The organism is Endozoicomonas sp. ALB032 (assembly GCF_049310125.1).
Lineage (GTDB): Bacteria > Pseudomonadota > Gammaproteobacteria > Pseudomonadales > Endozoicomonadaceae > Endozoicomonas_A.
In genome coordinates, this window is the sequence record NZ_JBLYNW010000001.1 from 3112141 (window position 1) to 3134179 (window position 22039).

Below are 22039 nucleotides of genomic sequence, written 5' to 3' on the forward strand. Positions count from 1 at the left end.
TGCAAAGAATAAGTGTTTAATAATTCTATCCTTGGATTCTGATATACAGTGAGGAAGGATAGATCAAGAAAATAAGTGTGCCTTTCTATCAAAGAGCTTCTGTTAATCCTGGTCGGCTTCAAGAGGCTTGTGTTTTCGATGCAATCTTTTGTGCTTAGACAGGGCTTTAGCATTTTTGAAGATTTTTGCGCATTGTTGCTGATGACCATCATGCCCGACCACGGTCATGCTACAGGTTTTTTTCCCACTGTGGGCAATGCTTTTGTGACTCGAAAGAGCGCCGGCATTCTTGTAGGTTCTCCCGCATCGACGCTGCTGACCATCCTCTCCGACCATGGTCAGGTTACAGATTTTTTGTCCGCCGTGGATAGTGCTTTTGTGATTCCAGAGAGACGCAGAATTCCTGCAGGTTGTCCCGCATAGCCGCTCCTGACCATCCTCCCCGAACACGGTCAGGCCACAGATTCTTTGCCCGCTGTGAATACTGCTTTTATGAGTCGAGAGAACTGCAGCGTTCTTGCAGATTACCCCGCATGGCCGCAGCTGGCGATCTTTTCCAAGCACTTTAAATTCACAGGTTTGTTGCCGACTGTGGTTCCTTTTTTTATGGTCAGTCAGGTTTCGAGAGTGCCTGCAGACCTTCCCGCATAGTCGTTGCTGGCCATCTTCCCCGACCAGGATGAAGTCACAGATCTGCTGCCCGCTGTGGTATTGACTTTTGTGGGTGCATAAAGATTGAGCATTTTTGCAGATCTTTCCGCATGGCCGCTGACGACCATCCTCCCCGACCACGGTCACGACACAGGTTTGTTGCCCGGTGTGGTCTCTTTTTTTGTGATCCGACAGTGCTTTGGTACTCTTGCAGGGTGTCCCGCATGGCCGCTTGAGGCCACCTTCTCCGATCTCGATTACGTCACAGATTTGTTGCCCGGTGTGGTTTCTCCTTTTGTGACCCAACAGAGTTTGAGCATTCTTGCAGACAGTCCCGCATGGCAGTGACTGGCCATCCTTCCCGTCCACGATCAAATCACAGATTTGTTCTCCAGTGTGGTTTCTTCTTTTGTGACTCGCCAGAGCCTGAGAATTTTTGCAGACCATCCCGCATGGCCGTTGCTGACCATCCACCCCGAGTACTCTCACGAGACAGGTTCGTTTCACGGTATGGTTTCTTTTTTCCTTAGTCGACCTGACTTGTCGGTAATGGGTCGCCCCCCCGAAAGGAAGGCAGCCCGAAGGTGAAGCCCCTGTCCATTCAGTTGTGCCCGTTTGAAAGGTGTTATGGTTTGATGCTGTGAAGTGGGAAAGGGCAGAGGCAATCCCGGTTTTTTCCACAAGGCTATGACTACCCAGATTGAGTAACCCATTGATTATGACCAAATCGTCACTGTCTTCGGTTAAATGCCCATGCATTGACACATAATGATTGAGTGGCTGGGCAGGATCAGTATAACTGGCCTCTGCACTCGGTGGATAGGCATTTTCAGACGATGGTCGGAGTCGACAAATGCCATGACAGGGATAGACGAAACAATTTAAACCCAAAGTATGTCGGTTTGGCTTAGGGTCTTCGTTACCGTCAGCAGAGCCAGAATGCAGCGGGCTGGTGAAAGAGCCTGTTCGTTGGGTGATAGCATTTGCTGCCTGCTGGCCAGATAATTCTGATGACTGATAGTGTGTTGTATGTTGTCCAGGGCCAGGCATCATAGTGGTGATCATAAACGGGTCACTTTGACTCGTCTCTTGTCGTTCAATCGGCTCAAACATGGGTGATTCGGGGTTCCAATAGCTTTTTAAAAGCCAACCGGCAGCGATAACAGCTTCTACAGGTACCCATAAACAGGATAGAGGGGGCTCTCTGGTAGTCAGAATCAGTTCGAAAGCAACCAGCAGATTTTTGGCGTAAAGCCATTGCCACGAAATCGACCCAATGAGGGATGTTTTAAACCCGTAACTGAAAGGTCTGTGTCGTTTTTTATCCGATGGGAAATGAGGTTTCGCATAGCCGTTTTTGTCGGCAATGTCTGATGGGTTTCCCGACAATGTAAGCTGGTCAGGTTTTACAAAAAAGTTCTGGTTTGGAAAGTCTGTATTCTGCTCAAACTCGACAATAAAAAGTCGTGTCAACGTTTTTGCATGACAGATGACAGACAATGACAGTAACAGCAATGCTACAAAGAGGTAATGTTTAATAATCAATACTTGCTTTCTGGTTTACGCAGAGGAAGGATAGATCACCACATCTGAGAGCGGGTATTATTTCAGTTCAAGGGCTGAGATCATCGTTCTGGTCCAGATTAACAGGCTTGCGTTTTCGATGTACTCTTTTGTGTTCATAAAGGCCTCCGGCATTACTAAAGACTTTCCCACATTGCCGCTGCTGGCCACCTTTCCCGATCAGAGTCTCGTAACAGGTTTTTTGCCCGCTGTGGATACTGCTTTTGTGAGTCGACATAGCGGCAGCATTTTTGCAGATTTTCCCGCATTGACGTTGTTGACCATCCTTCCCGACCACGGTTATATAACAGGTTTTTTTTCCACTGTGTTCTCTTCTTTTGTGTTCCGCCAGGGCTTTAGTATTCTTGCAGAGCTTCCCGCATGGCCGCTGCTCGCCATCCTGCGAGACCACTGTTTCGGCACAGACTTTTTGTCTCGTGTGATATCCGTTTTTGTGAGCTGACAGAAGTGGAGCATTCTTCAAAACCATCCCGCATGGCCGCAACTGTCCATCCTCCGCGATCACGGTCATATCACAAGTTTTTTGTCCGGTGTGGTCTCTCCTTTTGTGATATGCGAGGCCTTGAACACTCTTGCAGATCAATCCGCATTTCCGCTGCTTGTTATCCTTGTCGACCACAGACACGTCACAGGTTTTTTGACCAGTATGGTTTCTGCTTTTGTGATCCGCCAGAGTCCGAGCATTCTTGCAGAGCTTCCAACATAATCGTTGCTGGCCATCTTCCAGGATCACTGTCTCGTCACAGGTTATTTGCCCGGTGCAGTCTTCTCTTTCTTGATTCGAGCTGGCTTTTTCATAATGGCAAGCCCCACCAAAAGGAAGGTAGCCCGAAGGTGAAGCCCCTGACCATTTAACTTCGTCCGTTTTAGAGTTTTCAGGATTTGATCTCGTTAATACAACCTTACCGGGTGCTTCGACAAGGCCATGATTACCCAGATTGATCAGCCAATTAATTATGACCCAATCGTCAGACTTGACAGGCGAATGCCCGGGCATTGTCAGATCATCATTCAGTTTCCGGGCAGACTCAGTACAGTTGGCCTCTGCACTTATTGAATGTGCATTATCGGATGATGACCGGAATCTACAAATGCCGTGACACGGATAGACGAAACAATTTAAATCCAAAGTATGTCGATGTGGTTGAGGATCTTCTTTACCGTCTCCAGAGTCAGAATGCACGGGGTTGATGAAAGAGCCTGAAAGTTGGCTGTTGGCTCCTGGAGCTTGCCGGACGGGTGATTCTGTTGGCTGATATTGTGGTGGGTTATGTTCAGAGGCAGTCATCATGGTGGTGATCGCAAAGGGATGATTTTGACTCACATCTTGTTGTTCTGTCGGGTTGAACAGCAGTGAATCCGGATTCCAATAGTTTTTTAAAAGCCAACCAACAGCGATAACCACTTCAAATGGCAGCCATGAATAATGGCTTGAACTTTGTTGTATGTCTCTGGTGGTGAGGATCACTTCGTGAGTAACCAGTAGATTTGTCGTATAAAGCCATTGCCACGAAATTGACTCAATGAGGGTCGTTTTTACCTCGTAACTGTCTGGTCTATGTCGTTTGTCATCCAATGGCAAATCGTGTTCAGGGTAGCTGTTTGTGTCGGCAATGTCTGATGGTTTGCTCGACGATGCAGGCCAGTCTGGGCTTATAGAAAAGTTCAGGTTTGGAAAATCTGCATTTTGTTCAAGCTCGACAATAAGGTGTCTTGTCAACGTTTTGGCCTGGGAAATGACAGACAACGACAGCAACAGCAGTGTTGCCAAGTGAGAATGTTTAATAATTCTATCTCTGCCTTTTGGTTTAAAGAGAGGAAGGATAGATCAAGAAAATAAGTGTGTTTTTATGTTTTGCTCATTGAAGGGCGGTTGTCCGTTCAAGGAGTGATACCATCGTCTGGTTCAACATCGACGGCCTTGCGTTTTCGATGTGTTCTTCTGTGATTGTAAAGGACTCTGGCATTCTTGAAGATTTTTCCGCATTGTCGCTGCTGACCATCTTCCCTGATCACGGTTACGTCACAGGTTTTTGGCCCGCTGTGGAGATTGCTTTTGTGATAGGAAAGAATTGCAGCATTGTTGCAGGTTGTCCCGCATCGCCGCTGCTGACCATCCACCCCGATAACAGTTAGGTTACAGGTTTGTTTTCCGCTGTGGTTTATTCTTCTGTGACCGATCAGGGCTACCGCATTCTTGCAGACCTTTCCGCATCGCCATTGCCGACCATCTTCCCCGACAACGGTCAGGTCACAGGTTTTTTGCCCTGTGTGGTCTCTTCTTCTGTGATCCGAAAGGTCTTGGACACTCCTGCAGGTTTTCCCGCATGGTCGTTGCTGGCCATCTTCTCCGATTACGGTCACGCGACAGGTTTTTTGTCCGCTGTGGATTTTTCTTTTGTGATTCGTCAGGGCTTGAGCATTATTGAAGGTCTTGCCGCATGTCCGGTGCAGGCCATTGTCTCTGATTATGGCCATGCCACAGGTTTTTTGTTCGCTGTGGACTTTTCTTCTGTGTTGCGCCAGATTTCGAGAACTATTGAAGGTCTTACCGCATTGCCGCAGCTGATCATCTCCATCGAACGCGATCACACTACAGGTGTGTTGCCCATTGTGGTAACTGCTTTTGTGATATGACAGGGCTTGATAGCTATTGTAGACTGTTCCGCACGACCGCAGCATACCATCCTCCCCGACCAGGGTCAGGCTACAGGTTTTTTGCCCGCTGTGAACTTTTTTTTTGTGGTCCGACAAGGTTCTGACACTGCTAAAGACCAATCCGCATGGTCGCAGTTGATTATCTTCGCTGACCAGAGTTGCGGTACAGGTTTGTTGGCCGCTGTGGTATCTGCTTCTGTGAGATGTCAGGGCTTGAAGATTCTTGCAGCCTTTCCCGCAAGGCTGCGACTGACCATCCTCTCCGATAATGGTCTCTTCACAGGTTTTTGGACCGGAGTGGAGGCCCCTTTTGTGATTGCTCAGAACCGCAAGATTCTTGAAGATCCTCCCGCACGGCCGCTGTTGACCATCTTCTCCGACTACGGTCAAGGTACAGGTTTGTTGCCCAGTGTGCTTTCTTCTTTTGTGGTCCGACAGCATAACGGCACTCTTGCAGACCTTTCCGCATAGCTGAGGCTGACCATCCTCCATATAGACTGGCTGGTCGCAGGTTTTTTTTTCGGTGTGGGCATTTCTTTTGTGATCCGATAGCGCTCTGGTGCTGCTGCAGACCTTCCCGCATGGCTGTTGCCGACCATTTTCCCCGACCACAGTTATCTGGCAGCTTTGTTGCCCGGTGTGACTTTTTCTTTTGTGGTCCGTCAGGGCTTGGGCATTCTTGCAGACTGTCCCGCATGGCTGTTGCTGACCATCTTCGCCGATCACAGTGACTTGACAGACTTTTTGACCGCTGTGGATTCTTCTACGGTGGTTCGACAGGACATAACTATTCTTGCAGACTGCCCCGCAGGGCTGCGGCTGACCATCTTCTCTGATTACTATTGTTTCACAGACTTTTTGCTCGCTGTTGGTTGTGACTTGTGCTGTGGCTGTCTCGATAAAAGGAGTCTCGCAAAGAGTATGTTGGTTCAGATCAAGTGGGTATGATTCAATGGTTGTTGGTTGTGCTTCTGAATGATTAAGTTTAACGAAAATCCCTTCTTCTTCGAGAAGATATTGTGGGTCGAACAGTGCATTAATGTCGCCAAAATCACTGGTGTTCCAGGGCATGCTCCCCGGGTATGTCAAATCATTTCTGAATGACCCGGCAAAGTCATTTATATAAGCTACCTCGTCTATAGGTAGGCTTTCTTCCGGCTTTGGCGGCCATTCAGCGGACTCTCTGCTATCGGATGAGTGTCGGAGTCGACAAGTGCCATGACAGGAATTGACGAAACAATTTAACCCCAAAGTATGTCGATGTGGTTGAGAGTCTTCGTTACCGTCGCCAGAGTCAGAATGCAGGGGATTATTATAAGCTCCTGTGAGCTGGCTGGCGGCTTCTGTGGTTTGTTGGCCGGATGATTGTGAGCGCTGATATTGTGATGGGTTGTGTTCAGAACCGGACATCATAGTGATGATCGCAAGTCTGTGATTTTGACTCGCCTGTTTTTGTTTAATTGGCTTAAACAGCAGTGAATCAGAGTTCCAATAGCTTTTTAAAAGCCAGGCAGCAGCGACAACTGCTCCTGCAGGTAGCCATGAATAAGGAGTGGAGTACTGAGGAGCGTCTTTGCTAGTCAGAATCATTTCGTAAGCAGCCAGCAACTTCGTGGCGTAGAGCCATTGCCACGAAGTCGACTCAATGAGTGGCATTCTCATCCCGTAACTGTCAAGTCTGTGTCGTTTGTCATCTGATGGCAAAACAGGGTCTGCATAGCCGTATGTGTCGGCAATGTCTGACGGGTTGCCCGACGATGTTTGCCGGACAGGCTTTATAGAGAAGTTCTGGTTTGGAAAATCTGTGTTCTGTTCAAGCTCGATAATAAAATGTCTTGTCAACGATCTGGCCTGACAGATGACAAACAATGACAGTAACAGCAATAGCAGCGCTGCAAAGATTGAGTGTTTAATAATTCTGTGCCTGCCTTCTGGTATACAGAGAGGAAGAATAGATCAAGTAAACAGGCGTGTTCTTTTGTCTTTCTCATGAAAGGGCAGGTCTCTGTTCAAGGACTGAAGTCATCGTCCCGGCTGTCATTAACAGGGTTGCGTTTTCGATGTGTTCTTTTGTGATCCCGCAGAGCTTGAGCATTCTTGCAGATCTTCCTGCACAATCGCTGTCGACCATCCTTCCCGACCATGTTCAAGTCACAGGTTTTTTGTCCGCTGTGGACACTGCTTTTGTGAGTCGACAGAGCAGCGGGATTCTTGCAGATTGTCTTGCATGGCCTCTGCATTCCATCCTCCCCAACCAGGGTCAAGTTACAGGTTTGTTGCCCACCGTGTTTTCTTCTTTTGTGGTCCGACATGACTTTGGCACTCTTGCAGGGCTTCCCGCATGGCTGCTGCATGCCATCTTCCCCGACCACGAGCATGTCACAGGTTTGTTGCCTTGTGTGGTTTCTTCTTTTGTGATCCGCCAGGCTCTGAGCATTCTTGCAGAGCATCCGGCATGGTCGTTTCTGGCCACTTTTTGTGACCACGGTTACGGAACAGGTTCTTTGCCCGCTGTGGATAAAGCTTCTATGAGCCGAAAGGGCATGGGCATTCTTGAAGACCCGCCTGCACGGCTGCAGTTGGCCATCTTTCCCGATTAGGGTTGCGTCACAGGTTTTTTGCCCGCTGTGACTTATTCTTTTGTGTTCCGCCAGGATTTGACTACTTTTGCAGACCTTTCCGCATTGACAAGGTTGGCCATCCTCCCCGAGCACTGTCTCGCCACAGATTTTTTGCCCGGAGTGGTGTCTTCTTTTGTGATCTGAGAGGGCTTTAATATTGTTGCAGACCTTTCCACAGAGTTGCGGTTGGCCATCCTTCCCGAGCACTGTCTGGGCACAGGTTTGTTGTCCGGTGTGATGTCTTCTTTTGTGATCTGACAGGTTTTTGATGCTTTTACAGACTTTTCCACAGAGTTGCGGTTGGCCATCCTCGCCGAGCACCGTCTCGCAACAGGTTCGAGGCCCCGAGTGGTGTCTTCTTTTGTGATCTGACAGGGCTTTGATACTGCTGCAGACTCTTCCACATAGTCGTTGCTGACCATCTTCCCCAAGCAGTTTGTCGACACAGATATGTTGCCCGGAGTGGTCTCTTTTTTTTTGATCCAAAAGGCCTTGTTGGCAATGGTTAGCGCCTGTGTAAGGGAGACAACCCGAAGATGAAGTCTCTGCCGATTCAATGTCGTCCGTCTGAGAGTCTTTATCGTCTGATGTCGTGAATATAATCTTATCAGCTGCTGCCTGGGCTGTCCGGGAAGGATGAATCAGGTTTTGATTCCATTGGGTTGATGCTGTTGTTTGTTGTGCTTCCAAAGTTTCTGCCGGGGGAGTGCAATGGATTAGCGAAATGGAAAACGGGTTTTTTTCGGCAAGACCATGACTACCCAGATTGAGTAACCCATTGATTATGAGCAAATCATCGGTGGTGACGGGTAAATGCCAAAACATCGTCAGTGGTCGGGTTTTTACAGTACAGGCGGCCACTGCACTCAATGAATGTGCATTACCGAATGATGGTCGGAATCGACAAACACCATTACAGGGATAGACGAAACAATTTAAACCCAAAGTATGTCGATGTGATTGAGGGTCCTCGTTATCGTCACCGAAGCCAGAATGCCAGGGGCTGGTAAAAGACCCTTCGGGATAGGGGGTGGTTCTCGGAGCCTGTTGGCCAGATGCTTGTGAAGGTTGATATTGTGATGTCTGATATTGTGATGGGTTGCGTTCAGAACCAGGCGTCATAGTGATGATCGAAAGCGGGTCATTTATACTCGCCTCCTGTTGTTCATAAGGGTTGAATAAGGATGACACAGGGTTCCGATAGTTGTTTAAAAGCCATCCGACAGCTACGACCGCTTCCAGGGGTAATGATGAATAAAGGTTGAACCCCGTCGGGGCGTCTTTGGTGGTCAGGATCAGTTCAAAAACAACCAGCAGATTTGCGGCATAAAGCCATTGCCATGAAATCGATTCAATAAGGGGCGTTTTCAGCCCGTAACTGCAAGTTTTCTGTCGTTTTTTATCTGATGACAAACTGGGTTCAATACTACCGTTTTTGTCGGCAATGTCTGACAGGGGGCCTGGCAATATATGCAAGTCGTTTTTTATCGAAAAGTGCTGTTTAGGAAAATCAGCATTCTGTTCAAGCTCGACAATAAAACGTCTTACCAATGGCTTGGCCTGGCAAATGACCGACAACGACAGCAACAGCAGTGTTGCAAAGAGAGAGTGTTTAATAATTCTATCTCTGCCTTCTGGTCTACAGAGAAGAAGGATAGATCAAGAAAATAAGTGTGTTTTTGTATCTTCCTCGAGGAAGGGGGAGTTTCTGCTATTCTCAATTTTCAAACAAAAAACCACATGGGACTGGCAGTATGAGCCTTGAGTCAAGAGTCACGGTACTGGAAGAACAACAAGACAAATGGGAGAAAGTGACCGCAAGCTTGAGCGATAGCTTATCGTTTATGCTTCGGTCATATCAGCAATTAGAGATTCACCTGAAAATACATGATCGGAAATTTGACAAGATTGACCAACGTTTTAAGGAGGTTGACCAGCGTTTTAAGAAGGTTGACCAGCGTTTTGACAAGATTGAAAACTATTTAGAGGATCATGACCGTCGTTTTGACAAGATTGAAGACATGCTAATCCAGATCTTCAATAAGCTCGCGTAGCACAAACCTCACAGGACAGTCAGTACCAGTCTTGAGGCAACAATCAGGTTACTGGGAGCATCGGGAACACTTCCGTCGTTCCCGGCTTCACTCCCGTCATTGCCTCACTTCACATCAACAGGCTTGCGTTTTCGATGTGTTTTTTTGTGATTCGACAGCTCAAAGGCATGTTTGTATACCTTCCCACAAAGTCGCTGCTGGCCATCTTCCCCGATCACGGGCAGGTTACAGGTTTTTTGCTCGGTGTGGTCTCTTCTTTTATGGTCCGACAGGGCCTGAGTATTTTTGCAGACCATTCCGCATGGCCGTTGCTGGCCATTATTCCCGGCAATGGCCAGGCTACAGGTTTTTTGCCCGCTGTGGTATCTGGTTTTGTGAGATGACAGAGAGTTACTATTACCGAAGACCTTGCCGCATGCCTGCTGCTGGCCATCTTCTCCCACCACGATACTGTCACAGGTTTGTTGTCCGCTGTGGACTCTGCTTTTGTGATCCAGAAGGGCTTGAGCACTACTGCAGACCGAACCGCATAGTTGCTCAATGCCATCCTCTGTGAGCACTTTTACGGCACAGGTTTTTTGACCGCTGTGGGCGCTGCTTTTGTGAGACGACAGTGATTGTAAATTCTTGAAGACCTTCCCACATAGCTCTCGCTGGTTGCCCTTCCCAAGCCAGGTTAGGTCACAGATTTGTTGCCCGCTGTGAGCTACTCTTTTGTGATACAACAGGGCCTTGGCATTTTTGCGGACTTTCCCGCATGGCCGCAGCTGGCCATTTTTTCCGGCCACGGTCTGGTTGCAGGTTTGTTGTTCGCAGTGGAGTATTTTTTTGTGATTCATCAGGGCATAAGCATTCTCGCAGACTGTTCCGCATGGCTGCTTTTCGCCATCCTCCCTGACTACTGTTACGACACAGGTTTTTTGTCCGGTATGGTATTGGCTTTTGTGAGTTGAAAGTACTTTTTTATTCTTGCAGACCTTTCCGCATTGCCATCGCTGACCATCTTTCCCGGCTACGGTCATCTCGCAGGTTTTTTGCCCGGTATGGGTTCTTTTGTGGGATGACAGAGCTTTAGCGCTCCTGAAGAGCTTCCCGCATGGCTCTTGCTGGCCATCTTTCCTGATCATGATCTCGTTACAGGTTTCTTGTCCGGCGTGGTCCCTGTTTTTGTGATTAAACAAGTCTAAAGCATTTTTGAAGACCTTTTCGCATGGCCGTTGCCGGTCATCCTTCCCGGTCACAATCTCGTCACAGGTTTTTTGTCCGCAGTGGTATCTTCTTTTGTGTGACATCAGGGCCTGTAGATTCTTGCTGAGCACTCCGCATGGCCGCCGCTGGCCATCCTCCCCGATCACGGTAAGGTTACAGGTTCGTTGCCCGGTGTGAGCTTTTCTTTTGTGATCCGACAAGGCGTATTTACCCTTGTAAACCTTTCCACATAGCTGCAGTTGGCCATCCTTCCCGACCAGGGGCAGGTTACAGGTTTGTTGCCCGCAGTGGAGTGATCTTTTGTGGACCGCCAGGGCGCGAGCATTCTTGCAGACCTTCCCGCATGACGACTGTTGCTCATTCTTCCCGAACACTATCATGTTGCAGATTAATTGCCCGGCATTGCCAGTTGTATGGGCTACCCCTGTATTCTCTGAGTCTGAGGCGACGCCATTTTTAAAGTTGCAACGATAACAGTGTGCATTGGCCAAATGAGAGCATGAGCTCTGTCCGGGTGTTGATCCTGTGTGGTCTGTTGAACTTTTGGATGAATCCAAAGATTGTCGGAATTGGCAAATGTCAATACAGGGATGGACGAAACAATTCAGACCCAAAGTATGTGAGTGCTGTTGAGGGTTTTCGTTACCGTCGGCAGAATCATAATAAAGAAGTTGAGTGAAATAGCTTTTAGGGAAGGTGATGGTCTGTCGGACTGGCTGGCCGGATGATTCTGATGGTGTGGTTTGTTGTGAGACATGTTCAGAGCCAGCCATCACAGTGGTGATCGCAAACGGATGATCCTGAATCGCCTTTTTTTGTTCAATCGGGCTAAACAGCGTTGAATTGGGGTTCCAATAGCTTTTTAAGAGCCAACTGACAGTGATAGCCGCTTCTGATGGCAGCCATGAATAAGCGTTTCGCCATAGAGAGCTGTCTTTGCTGGTCAGGATCAGTTCATAAGCAATCAGTAGGTTAGTGGTGCAGAGCCATTGCCACGAAATCGAGTCAATGAAGGTGGTTTTCACTCCGTAACTGTCAGGTTTATGTCGTTTGTTATGGGATGGCAACCCGGGCTCTGCATAGCCGTGTTCGTCGACAATGCCTGACGGAGGGCCCGACAATATACGCAAGTCGTGTTTTATAGCAAAGTGCTGTTTGGGAAAATCAGCATTCTGTTCAAGCTCGACAATAAAACGTCTTACCAATGGCTTGGCCTGGCAAATGACGGACAACGACAGCAAGAGCAGCGCTGCAAAGAGAGAGTGTTTAATAATTCTATCTCTGCCTTCTGGTGTACAGAGAGGAAGGATAGATCAAGAAAATAAGTGTGTTTTTGTATATTGCTCATGGAAAGGCGAGTGTCTGTTCAAGGATTAAGGCCACTGCCCCAATTCACATCAACAGGCTTGCGTTTTCGATGTGTTCTTTTGTGATTCCTCAGCTCCATGGCATTTTTGCAGACCTTTCCACAGGGTTGTTGCTGGCCATCTTCCCCGATCACGAGCAGGCTACAGGTTTGTTGCCCGGAGTGGTTTCTTCTTTTATGATTCCAAAGGACTGAAGCATTCTTGCAGATCAGCCCGCATGGACGTTGTTGGCCATCCTTCCCGTTTATGACCACGCTACAGGTTTTTTGCCCGCTGTGGTTTCTTCTTTTGTGATCCAACAGGCTCTGAGTACTCTTGCAAACCATCCCGCATAGTCGCTGAATGCCATCCTCTCCGACCATTTTTACTTCACAGGTTCTCTGTCCGCTGTGGTATTTGCTTTTGTGATCCGACATGGCTTTAGCGCTTTTGCGGATCGCCCCGCATTGGTGAGACAGGCCATCCTCTCTAAGCAGGGTTACGTCACAGATTTGTTGCCCGGTGTGGTGGTTGCTTTTGTGAGAGGACAGTGATTTTTTACTCTTGTAGATCTTCCCTCATTGCATTAGCTGGCCATCTTCCCTGAACACTATCACGTTGCAGATTGCCAGCCCGGCTGGGGGAGCTGTATTGGCTGATCCTGCAGCCATCGGATTTGAGGCGACCCCACTTACAGAGTTACAACTACAGTCGTCTATTGCCTAAATGGGGGCATGATCCCGGTTTGGGTGTGGCTCCTGTGCAGTCTTTCGAGATTTCTACTGATTTGATTGCTCTGCTATCGGATGAATCGGGAGGTTGTAGAAATTGACAAAGGCCGTTGCAGGGATGGACGAAACAATTCAAACCCAGGGTATGTGAGTGTTGTTGAGGGCTTTGGTTCCCTTCACCAGAGTCAGAATAAAGGAAATGATTGAAAGAGCCTGCACAATGGTTAGTTACTTGTGGGGCTTGCTGGCCGGATGATTCTGATGACTGGCCTTATTGTTGGTCATCTATAGAATCATGCATCATAGTGGTGATTGCAAACGTGTGGTTTTCACTCGCCTCTCTTGGTTCAATCGGATTAAACAGCAGTGAATACGAGTTCCAATAGTTTGTTAAAAGCTGACCGACAGCGATAGCCGCTTCTACAGGTACCCATGAACAATGGTGGGAGCTTTCACGGGTGTTTCTTGTGATCGGGATGAGTTCGTATGCAACCAGGAGATTTGTTGCGTAAAGCCATTGCCGTGAAATCGATCCAATAAGGAGCGTTTTACCCCGTATTCTTCAGGTCTTTGTCGTTTGTCATCTGATGACAGAACGGTCTCTGCATAGTCGTTTTTTCCGGCAATGTCTGGCAGGTTGTCTGACAAAATATGCCCGTCAGGCTTTACAGAAAAGTTCTGGTTTGGAGAATCTGTATTGTGTTCAAGCTCGACAATAAATCGTCTCGTCAATGGATTGGCCCGGCAGATGACAGACAACGACAGCAACATCAGTGCTACAAAGAGTGAGTATTTAATCATTCTGTCCTTGCCTCCTGTTACACAGAGAGGAAGGATAGATCAAGAAAATAAGTGTGTTTTTGTAACTTTCTCATGAAAAGGAAGTTGTCCATTCAAGGATTAAGGTCATTGTCTAAATTCACATCAAAAGGCTTGCGTTTTCGATGAATTCTTTTGTGATTCGACAGGGCTTGGAGATTTTCACAGACCTTCCCGCACGGCCGCTGCTGACCATCCTCCCCGATCACTGTCACTTCACAGGCTTTTGGCCCGCTGTGGTCTCTTCTATAGTGATTCGTCAGGGTTCTGGCATTCTTGCAAACCTTTCCGCATGGTCGTTGCTGTCCATCCTCAACGACCACCGTTGCGTCACAGGTTTTTTGCCCGCTGTGGATTTTGCTTTTGTGATCCCACAGGGCATGGGCACTCTTACAAACCCTCCCACATGGTCGCTGCTGACCATCTTTCTCGACCACTGCCACATCACAGGTTTTTTGCCCGCTGTGAACTTTGCTTTTGTGAACCGAGAGGATTGAAGCATTCTTACAGACCGTCCCGCATGGCCTCTGCTGGCCATCCTTCCCGACTAATGCCTCGTCACAGGTTTGTTGCCCGGAATGGAAGATGCTCCTGTGAATCCCAATGGCTACGAGATTCTTGCAGGTCATACCGCATGGCCGCGACTGGCCATCCTCACCAACCACGGTTGTGTTACAGGTTTGTATCCCGGTGTGCTCTTTTCTTCTGTGATAAAACAGAGCCTGAAAATTCTTGTAGATCTTCCCGCATGGTTGCTGCAGGCCATCCTCTGTGACCAGGGTCGCTCTACAGGTTTGTTCCCCGCCGTGGTTTTTGCTTTTGTGATTCCAAAGAGATTGAGCATTCTTGCAAACCATGGCACATACCCGCTTTCGGCCATCCTCCCTGACCACAGTAAAGTCACAGGTTTTTTGCCCGCTGTGGACGATTTTTTTGTGAGCGTAGAGGGCTTGAGCATTCTGGCAGGTCATCTTGCATGGCCGCCGTTGTCCGTTCTCCCCGGCCACGGTTAGCTCACAGGTTTTTTGCCCGGTATGGTAACTGCTTTTGTGAGATGAAAGTGCTCTTTCATTCTTGGCGACCTTCCCGCATTGCTGCAGTTGGCCATCCTTTCCGACTAATAACTCTCTGCAGATTGTTTGCTGCGGGGGATTAGTTGTATCGGCCAGAAGAGTAACCTTTGAGTTCAGGGCGATCCCGTCTAAGGCGACCCCGTCTAAGGCGACCCCGTCTAAGGCGACTCCGTCTGTAGAGTCGAAGCTATCAAATTGTGTATTAGTTTGATGGGGGGTTGAGCTTTGTTCGAGTGTTGCGCCTGTGTGGTCTGCCGAACTTTCTCGACATTCCAGCGCTCCGCTATCGGATGAATCTGAAGATTTTCGGAATTGACAAACATCATTACAGGGATGGACGAAACAATTTAAACCCAAAGTATGTGAGTGTTGTTGAGGGGCTTCGTTACCGTCATCAAAGTCAGAATACAGTAGACTGGTGAAATAGCCTATAGGGTAGGTTGTGATTTGTGGGGCTTGTTGGATGGATGATTCTGAGGGCTGGGCCTGTGCTTGATTAGGTTCTGAGCCAGGCATCATAGTGTTGATCGCAAACGAGAGATCCACCTCTGTCAACATAAATCTCGCTTGTTGTTCAAGAGGCATAAACAACGCTGAATCAGGGGACCGATTGCTTTTTAAAAGCCAACCAACAACGATAATCGTTTCTACAGATAGCCATGGATAAAGATTGGAGCTTAAAGAGGCGTCTTTGCTAGACAGGATCAGTTGAAGAGTAACCAGAAGGTTCGCGGCGTAAAGCCATTGCCATGAAATCGAGTCAATGAAGTTTATTTTTATTCTGTAATTGTCATTTCTGTGTCGTTTGTCATCCAATGGCAAATCAGACACTGTATGGTCGTTTGATCCGACAATAAAAGGCTCTGTCAACGGCTCGGCCTGACAGAAGACAGATAATGACAGTATCAGCAACAGCAGTGCTGCAAAGCATGAGAGTTTAATAATTCTATCCTTGCCTTCTGATTTACCAAGGGGAAGGATAGACCAGGGAAGTAAGTGTGTTTTTGTGCCTTACTCATAAAAGAGCGGGTGTCAGTTCAAGGACTGAGGTCATCTTGCTGGCCCACATCAAGAGGCTTGCGTTTTCGATGTCTTCTTTTGTGCTCCGAGAGAGCATGAGCATTCTTGCAGATCTTACCGCATTGCTGCAGCTGACCATCCTCTTTGAGTACTATTAAGTCACAGTTTTTTTTCCCGGTGTGGATTCTTCCTTTGTGATCCATTATGGCTTTGGCATTTTTGAAGGCCTTCCCACACGGCCGCGACCGACCATCCTTTCCCATTACTGGCATGTCGCAGATTTGTCGCCCGGTGTGGAATATTCTTTTGTGTTCCCGGAGGGCTCTGGCGTTGTTGCAGACCTTCTCGCATGCCCACTGCTGACCATCCCCTCCAGCCACGGTCACGTTACAGGTTTTCCGCTCGCAGTGGTTGCTGCTTTTGTGCTCCGAGAGGGCATGAGAATTCTTGCAGATTTTTCCGCATGCTCGCTGCTGGCCATTCTCAGCAACCACTATCACGTCACAGTTTTTTTGCCCGGTGTGGAAGTAGTTTTTGTGAGATGACAGTGATCGATAACTCTTGCATACTTTTCCGCACGGCTGCGGCTGGCCATCATCCCCGATCACGGTTATGCCGCAGGTTTGTTGTGTGCAGTGATCTTTTGATTTGTGGTGCATCAGGGCAGCATTATTGATGCATACCTTTGCGCATGGCCGCTCTTGGCCATCCTCACAGATAACGTTTACGTAACAGGTTTTTTGCCCGGTGTGGTATCTGCTTCTATGAACCGTCAGAGATCGAATACTCTCACAGATTTTTCCACATGGTCGCTGTTGGCCATCTTCCCCGATTATGTTTACGACACAGGTCTGTTGCCCACTGTGGACAACGCTTTTGTGATACCACAGAGTTTTGGCATTCTGGTAGGACGCTCCGCATAGCTGCGGCTCGTTATCCTCCCCAGTCACTATTGCGTCACAGGCTTTTTGCCCGGTGTGGTATCCGCTTATGTGAGACAAAAGAATTTTTTTATTCTTGTAAACCTTCCCGCATTGTCGGAGCTGGCCATCCTTCCCGAACATTATCACATTACAAGTTGCCTGCTGGGCAGGGCCGGTGGCATTACTGGCCAGTTGGGGGCATGAGCTTTGTCCGGATGTTACTTCTGCGTAGCCTGTTGAACTTTCTTCACAAACCAACCCTGCGCTACTGGATGGATCTAAACATTGTCGGAATCGACAAACACCATTACAGGGAGAGATATAACAATTTAAACCCAAAGTATGCAGTTGTCCTTCAGGGTCTTCGTTACCTTCGTCAGAATCTGAATACAGGAGGCTGGTGTGATAGCCTCTAATGTGAGTGGTGGCTTGCAGGGCACGCTGGCCAGATGGTTCTGATGGCTGATATTGAGGTTGATCCTGCTCAGAACCAGGCATCATAGTGTTGATTACAAACGGGCGATTTTGACTCGCCTCTTGTTGTTCAATCGGGTTAAACAGAGGTAAATAGCGATTCCAATAATTTTTTAGAAGCCAACCGGCAGTGGTAACCGCTTCCAAAGGTATCCATGAATAGCGGTTTGAGCGAAGAGGGGCGTCTCTGGTGGCTAGAGCCAGTTCGTTAGCAATCAGCAGATTCGCAGTGTAAAGGCATTCCCACGAAATCAACTCAGTGAGAGGCATTTTTTCTCCGTAAATATAAAAACTCTGTCGTTTTTTATCCGTTGGCAATTCGTGTTCTGCGTGGCCATTTGTGTCGGCAATCTCTGAGGATTTTTCTGGCAATGTGTAGCGGTCACCATTTATAGAAAAATTCCCGTTTGAAGAGCCTGTATTTTGTTCAGGCTCGACAATAAAATGACTTGTACATGCTTCGGCCTGATAAACGACAGGTAATAAAAGCGTCAGAAGAAGTGCCGCAAAGACTGAGTGTTTAATAATTCTATCCTTGCCTTCTGGATTACAGAGAGAAAGGATAGATCAAGAAAATAAGTGTGTTTTTGTGTCTTACTCATAAAGGCCGGGTGTCAGTTCAGGGAGTGAGGTCATCGCCCTGGTCCGAATCAACAGACTTTCGTTTTCGATGTCTTCTCTTGTGATTCGACAGGTCTTGATTACTCTTGCAGACCCTCCTGCATGGTCTCTGCTGACTATCCTCTGCGACCACTGTCATATCACAGATTTGTTGTCCTGAGTGGACTTTTTTTTTGTGATACCTCAGGGCTAGAGCATTCATACAGACCGTCCCGCATGGCCGCTGCTGACCATTCTTGCCGGCTATTACCACGTCACAGGTTTGTTGCCCAGTGTGGACACTGCTTTTGTGATGCGAAAGGGCTTGAGCATTTTTGTAGACCTTCCTGCATGGCCGCTGTTGGCCATCCCCACCAACCACGGTCACATCACAGGTTTGTTGCCCGGTGTGGTATGTATATTTATGAACTGAAAGAGACTGAGCATTATTTAAGACTTTCCCGCACTCTCGCGCGTGGCCGCCTTTCCCGACCACGGTTACATGACAGGTTTGTTGCACGGTGTGGAAGGATCTCTTGTGATACGACAAGGCTTGAGCATTCCTGCAAACCTTTCCGCATGGACGTAGTTTGCCATTTTCCCCGACCACGTTCACGTTACAGGATTGTCGCCCTGAGTGGAAGTTGCTTTTGTGACATGACAGGGATAGGGCATTCTTGTAAACCTTCCCGCATGACTGCGGTTGGCCATCTTCGCCGATCACGGTTACGTTACAGGTTTCTTGAGCAGCGTGCTTTCGTGATTTGTGCTGTTTCAGGGCAAAATAACCTATGCAGATCGTCCCACATGATCGCCGCTGGCCATCCTCATCAACCACGACTACGTCACAAGGCTTTTGCCTGGAGTGGTATTTGTATTTATGATATGTAAGGCTTCTAGTGTTTTTGTAGACCCTCCCGCATAGCCGCTCCTGATAGTCCTCCCCGACTACCGTTGCGTCACAGGTTTTTTGTCCAGTGTGATATGTGCTTTTATGAACCGACAGGACTTTTGCATTCTTGAAGGCCCTTCCGCATTGTTGCAGCAGGCCATCCTTCCCTAACACTATCACGTTGCAAGTAATTTGCCCGGCGGGGCTGGTGCTATCGGCTGCCACTTCTGCTATTGAGTTGAGGATGACCCCGTCTGAGGCAACCCCGTTTACGCTATTAGACGGATCGGAAGATTGTCGAAATCGACAAACACCGTTACAGGGATAGATAAAACAATTTAAACCCAAAGTATGCAGGTACTGTTCAGGGTCTTCATTACCGCCGCCAGAGTCAGAATACAGGTGGCTGGTGTAATAGCCTTTAAAGTGAGTATTGACTTGCGGGGGATGCTGCGCTGATGATTGTGATGACTGATATTGTGGTCGGTCCTGTTCAGAGCCAGCCATCATAGTGGTGATGGCAAACGGGTGATGTTGACTCGCCTCTTGTTGTTCAATTGGGTTGAACAGCAGTGAGTCGGGGTTCCAATAGTTTTTTAAAAGCCAGCCAAGAGTGATAATCACTTCCAGAGGCAGCAATGAATAAGGGGTTGGGGATTGAGAGGTGTCTTTGGTGGTCAGGATCAAATTATAAGTAACCAGCAGATTCGTAGCGTATAGCCAATGCCAGGAAATCGACTTAATGAGGGGCTTTTTTACCCCGTAGTTGTAAGTCTTACGTCGTATCTTGTCAGGTGATGAATAGGGTTCCGTGTGGCCGTTTGTGTCGGCAATGTCAGGCGGTTTATCTGACAAGGTTTGTTGGTCGAGCTTTATAAAAAAATTATGGTTTGAACAGTCTGCATTCTGTTCAGGCTTGATAACAAAGCATATTGTCAAGGGTTCAGCCTGACAGGCGACAGACAAAGACAGTAACAGCAGTGCTGGAAAGAGTGAGTGTTTAATAATTATATCTCTGCCTTCTGGTTTAAAGAGGAAATGATAGATCAAGAAAATTTTTCTGGAGAGTTATGTATTCCCACGCAGAGCGAAGGTGCGGGTTTTTGGAGTTTTGCGACACTCCCTTAAAGTGCGGGTATCAGCTCAAGGAGTGAGGTTATTGAGCTGGTTCACATAAACAGGCTTGCGTTTTCGATGTCTTTTTTTGTGCTCCGAGAGGGCATGAGCATTCTCGCAGACCTTCCTGCATTGCCACAGCAGACCGTCGTCCCCGACCAGGGTTATGCCACAGGTTTGTTGCCTAGTGTGGACGCTGCTTTTATGAGCCGACAGATATTGATCGTTTCTGAAGGCCTTTCCGCACGGCTGCTGCAGGCCATTCTTTCCAACCACTGTCATAGTGCAGGTTTGTGGCTCACTGTGGTCTCTTCTTTTGTGATTCGACAAGGCTTTAGCATTCTGGCAGACCTTTCCGCATGGCTGTGGTTGGCTATCCGCACCAATTATTGATAGGTCGCAGGTTAGTCGCCCTCTGTGGATGCTGCTTTTATGACACGATAGAGATTGAGCACTCCTAAAAACCTTCCCGCATGGCCGCTGCTGGCCATCCTCCCTGATCACGGTTACTTCACAGGTTTGTTGCCCGGTGTGGTGATTGTTTTTGTGATTCGACAAGGCTTTAGCATTCTTGCAGATCGTTCCGCACGGCCGCAGCTGGCCATCCTCCTCGATAACGGTCATATCACAGGTTTGTTGACCGGTGTGGAAATTACTTTTGTGATTCAACAAGGCTTTAGCATTCCGGCAGACCGTTCCGCATGGCCGTGGTTGGCTATCCGCACCGATTACTGATAGGTCACAGGTTTGTTGCCTGGTGTGGATGCTGCTTTTATGAGCAGACAGAGATTGAGCACTCCCTAAAACCTTCCCGCACGGCCGCAGCTGGCCATCCTTGCCGACCACGGTTATTTCACAGGTTTTTTGCCCGGTGTGGTAATTGTTTTTGTGATTCGACAAAGCTTTAGCACTCTGACATACCGTTCCGCATGGCCGCAGCTGGCCATCCTCCCCGACAACGATCGCATCACAGGTTTGTTGCTTGCTGTGGAAATTTCTTTTGTGATTAGACAAGGCTTTAGGATTCTGGCAGACCCTTCCGCATGGCTGTGTCTGGCCATTCTCCCTGACAACGGGCTCATAACAGGTTTTTTGCCCGTAGTGAGTGCTGATTTTATGAATTGACAGATCGACAGCATTCTTGAAGACCTTCCCGCACGGCCGTTTCTGGCCATCTTCCCCGATTACGATCAAGTTGCAGGTTTTTTGCCCGCTATGGTATCTGTGTTTGTGACTCGACAGGGCTTGAGTATTTTTGCAGACCTTCCCACAGGGTCTTGGTCGGCCATCCTCTCCGACTGATGTCAGGACACAGGCTTTTTGCCCGGTATGGTATCTGCTTCTGTGAAACAACAGATATTTTTTATTCTTGAATACTTTCTTGCATTGCCGCACCTGACCATCATCTCCGACCTGGATCACGCTACAAGTTGCCTGTCCGGCAGGGAGCCTTGAGTCGGCTGCCCCTGCAATCATAGAGTTTGACGCGACACCGTCTACAGACGTACAACCAAAGCAGTGTGTATCAGCGAAATGGGGGTATGAGTCTGATACAGGGGGTGATCCAGTGTTGTCTGTCGAACTTTTTTCACAAACCAGCGCTCCGCTATTGGATGGGTCGTAAGATTGTCGAAATCGACAAACACCGTTGCATGGATAGATAAAACAATTTAAACCCAAAGTATGCAGGTATTGTCCAGGGTCTTCATTACCGCTGCCAGAGTCTGAATACAGAAGGCTGGTGTAATAGCCTGTAATATAACTAGCCGCATGTGGGGTATGCTGACCCGATGATTGTGATGGCTGAAATTGTGGTTGGTCCTGTTCAGAGCCAGGCATCAGAGTGGTGATGGCAAACGGGTGATTAGGACTCGCCTCTTGTTGTTTGATGGGATAAAACAACTGTGAGCCCGGGTTCCAATAATTTTTTAAAAGCCAGCCGACAGTGATAACTGCTTCCAGAGGTAGCCAGGAAATCGACTCAATCAGGGTCGTTTTCATCTCGTTATTGTAAAGTTTGTGTCGTTTTTCATCAGGCGGTGAATCGGGTTCTGTATAACCGTTTGTGTTGGCAATATCAGACGGGCTGTCTGACAAAGTTCTTCGGTCAAGCTTTATAAAAAAATACTGGTTTGAAGAATCTGCACTTTGTTCAGGCTCGATAACAAAGCATTTTGTCAAGGGGTTAGACTGACAGGTGACAGACAACGACAGTAACAGCAGTACAGCAAAGAGTGAGTGTTTAATAATTCTATCCCTGTCTTCTGG

12 protein-coding genes are annotated in these 22039 nt (G+C 48.1%); 1 reads left to right on the forward strand and 11 read right to left on the reverse strand.

Features of this window, described 5'->3' with window-relative positions:
• Window positions 1–102: 102 nt before the first annotated feature.
• The 4 genes from ACO6VG_RS11650 to ACO6VG_RS11665 all read right to left on the reverse strand — a co-directional run bounded on the left by ACO6VG_RS11650 (window position 103) and on the right by ACO6VG_RS11665 (window position 9092).
• A complete protein-coding gene (locus ACO6VG_RS11650; protein WP_422132423.1) occupies window positions 103–2196 on the reverse strand; it encodes a hypothetical protein in 2094 nt (697 codons plus the stop codon).
• Between the two features lie 67 nt (window positions 2197–2263).
• Window positions 2264–4006 carry a hypothetical protein gene (locus tag ACO6VG_RS11655; protein WP_422474001.1) on the reverse strand — a complete coding sequence of 581 codons (1743 nt, stop codon included), beginning with the start codon at window positions 4004–4006 and terminating at the stop codon, window positions 2264–2266.
• 110 nt (window positions 4007–4116) lie between these two features.
• Window positions 4117–6777, reverse strand: coding sequence for a C2H2-type zinc finger protein (locus tag ACO6VG_RS11660; protein ID WP_422474003.1), 2661 nt, complete (start codon window positions 6775–6777; stop codon window positions 4117–4119).
• A gap of 125 nt (window positions 6778–6902) precedes the next feature.
• On the reverse strand, window positions 6903–9092 hold the full coding sequence (locus tag ACO6VG_RS11665) for a hypothetical protein (RefSeq protein WP_422474005.1): 2190 nt from the start codon (window positions 9090–9092) through the stop codon (window positions 6903–6905).
• A gap of 176 nt (window positions 9093–9268) precedes the next feature.
• On the opposite strand from ACO6VG_RS11665, the gene ACO6VG_RS11670 reads away from it, so the two are divergent.
• Window positions 9269–9568: a hypothetical protein gene (locus ACO6VG_RS11670; RefSeq protein WP_422409175.1), complete on the forward strand. Its 300-nt coding sequence runs from the start codon at window positions 9269–9271 to the stop codon at window positions 9566–9568.
• 104 nt (window positions 9569–9672) lie between these two features.
• On the opposite strand, the gene ACO6VG_RS11675 is transcribed toward ACO6VG_RS11670, so the two are convergent.
• The 7 genes from ACO6VG_RS11675 to ACO6VG_RS11705 form a co-directional block, all read right to left on the reverse strand.
• On the reverse strand, window positions 9673–12018 hold the full coding sequence (locus tag ACO6VG_RS11675; protein WP_422474007.1) for a hypothetical protein: 2346 nt from the start codon (window positions 12016–12018) through the stop codon (window positions 9673–9675).
• Window positions 12019–12143: 125 nt separating this feature from the next.
• On the reverse strand, window positions 12144–12560 hold the full coding sequence (locus ACO6VG_RS11680) for a hypothetical protein (RefSeq protein ID WP_422474009.1): 417 nt from the start codon (window positions 12558–12560) through the stop codon (window positions 12144–12146).
• Between the two features lie 714 nt (window positions 12561–13274).
• Window positions 13275–13655 carry a hypothetical protein gene (locus tag ACO6VG_RS11685; RefSeq protein WP_422474011.1) on the reverse strand — a complete coding sequence of 127 codons (381 nt, stop codon included), beginning with the start codon at window positions 13653–13655 and terminating at the stop codon, window positions 13275–13277.
• 92 nt (window positions 13656–13747) lie between these two features.
• Window positions 13748–15658, reverse strand: coding sequence for a hypothetical protein (locus ACO6VG_RS11690; RefSeq protein ID WP_422474013.1), 1911 nt, complete (start codon window positions 15656–15658; stop codon window positions 13748–13750).
• Between the two features lie 125 nt (window positions 15659–15783).
• Window positions 15784–17535 (reverse strand): hypothetical protein, encoded by a 1752-nt coding sequence (locus tag ACO6VG_RS11695; RefSeq protein ID WP_422474015.1) that lies wholly within the window; start codon window positions 17533–17535, stop codon window positions 15784–15786.
• Window positions 17536–17782: 247 nt separating this feature from the next.
• Window positions 17783–19705 (reverse strand): hypothetical protein, encoded by a 1923-nt coding sequence (locus ACO6VG_RS11700; RefSeq protein ID WP_422474017.1) that lies wholly within the window; start codon window positions 19703–19705, stop codon window positions 17783–17785.
• Window positions 19706–19798: 93 nt separating this feature from the next.
• On the reverse strand, window positions 19799–21952 hold the full coding sequence (locus ACO6VG_RS11705; protein ID WP_422409164.1) for a hypothetical protein: 2154 nt from the start codon (window positions 21950–21952) through the stop codon (window positions 19799–19801).
• Window positions 21953–22039 lie beyond the last annotated feature (87 nt).

Bases quoted from the DNA above. Each gene is read 5' to 3' on its own strand.
- ACO6VG_RS11680 (WP_422474009.1), bottom strand. From the start codon at position 12,560: ATGTCGGATCACAAAAGCAAATACCACAGCGGACAGAGAACCTGTGAA.
- ACO6VG_RS11670 (WP_422409175.1), top strand. From the start codon at position 9,269: ATGAGCCTTGAGTCAAGAGTCACGGTACTGGAAGAACAACAAGACAAA.
- ACO6VG_RS11685 (WP_422474011.1), bottom strand. From the start codon at position 13,655: ATGATTAAATACTCACTCTTTGTAGCACTGATGTTGCTGTCGTTGTCT.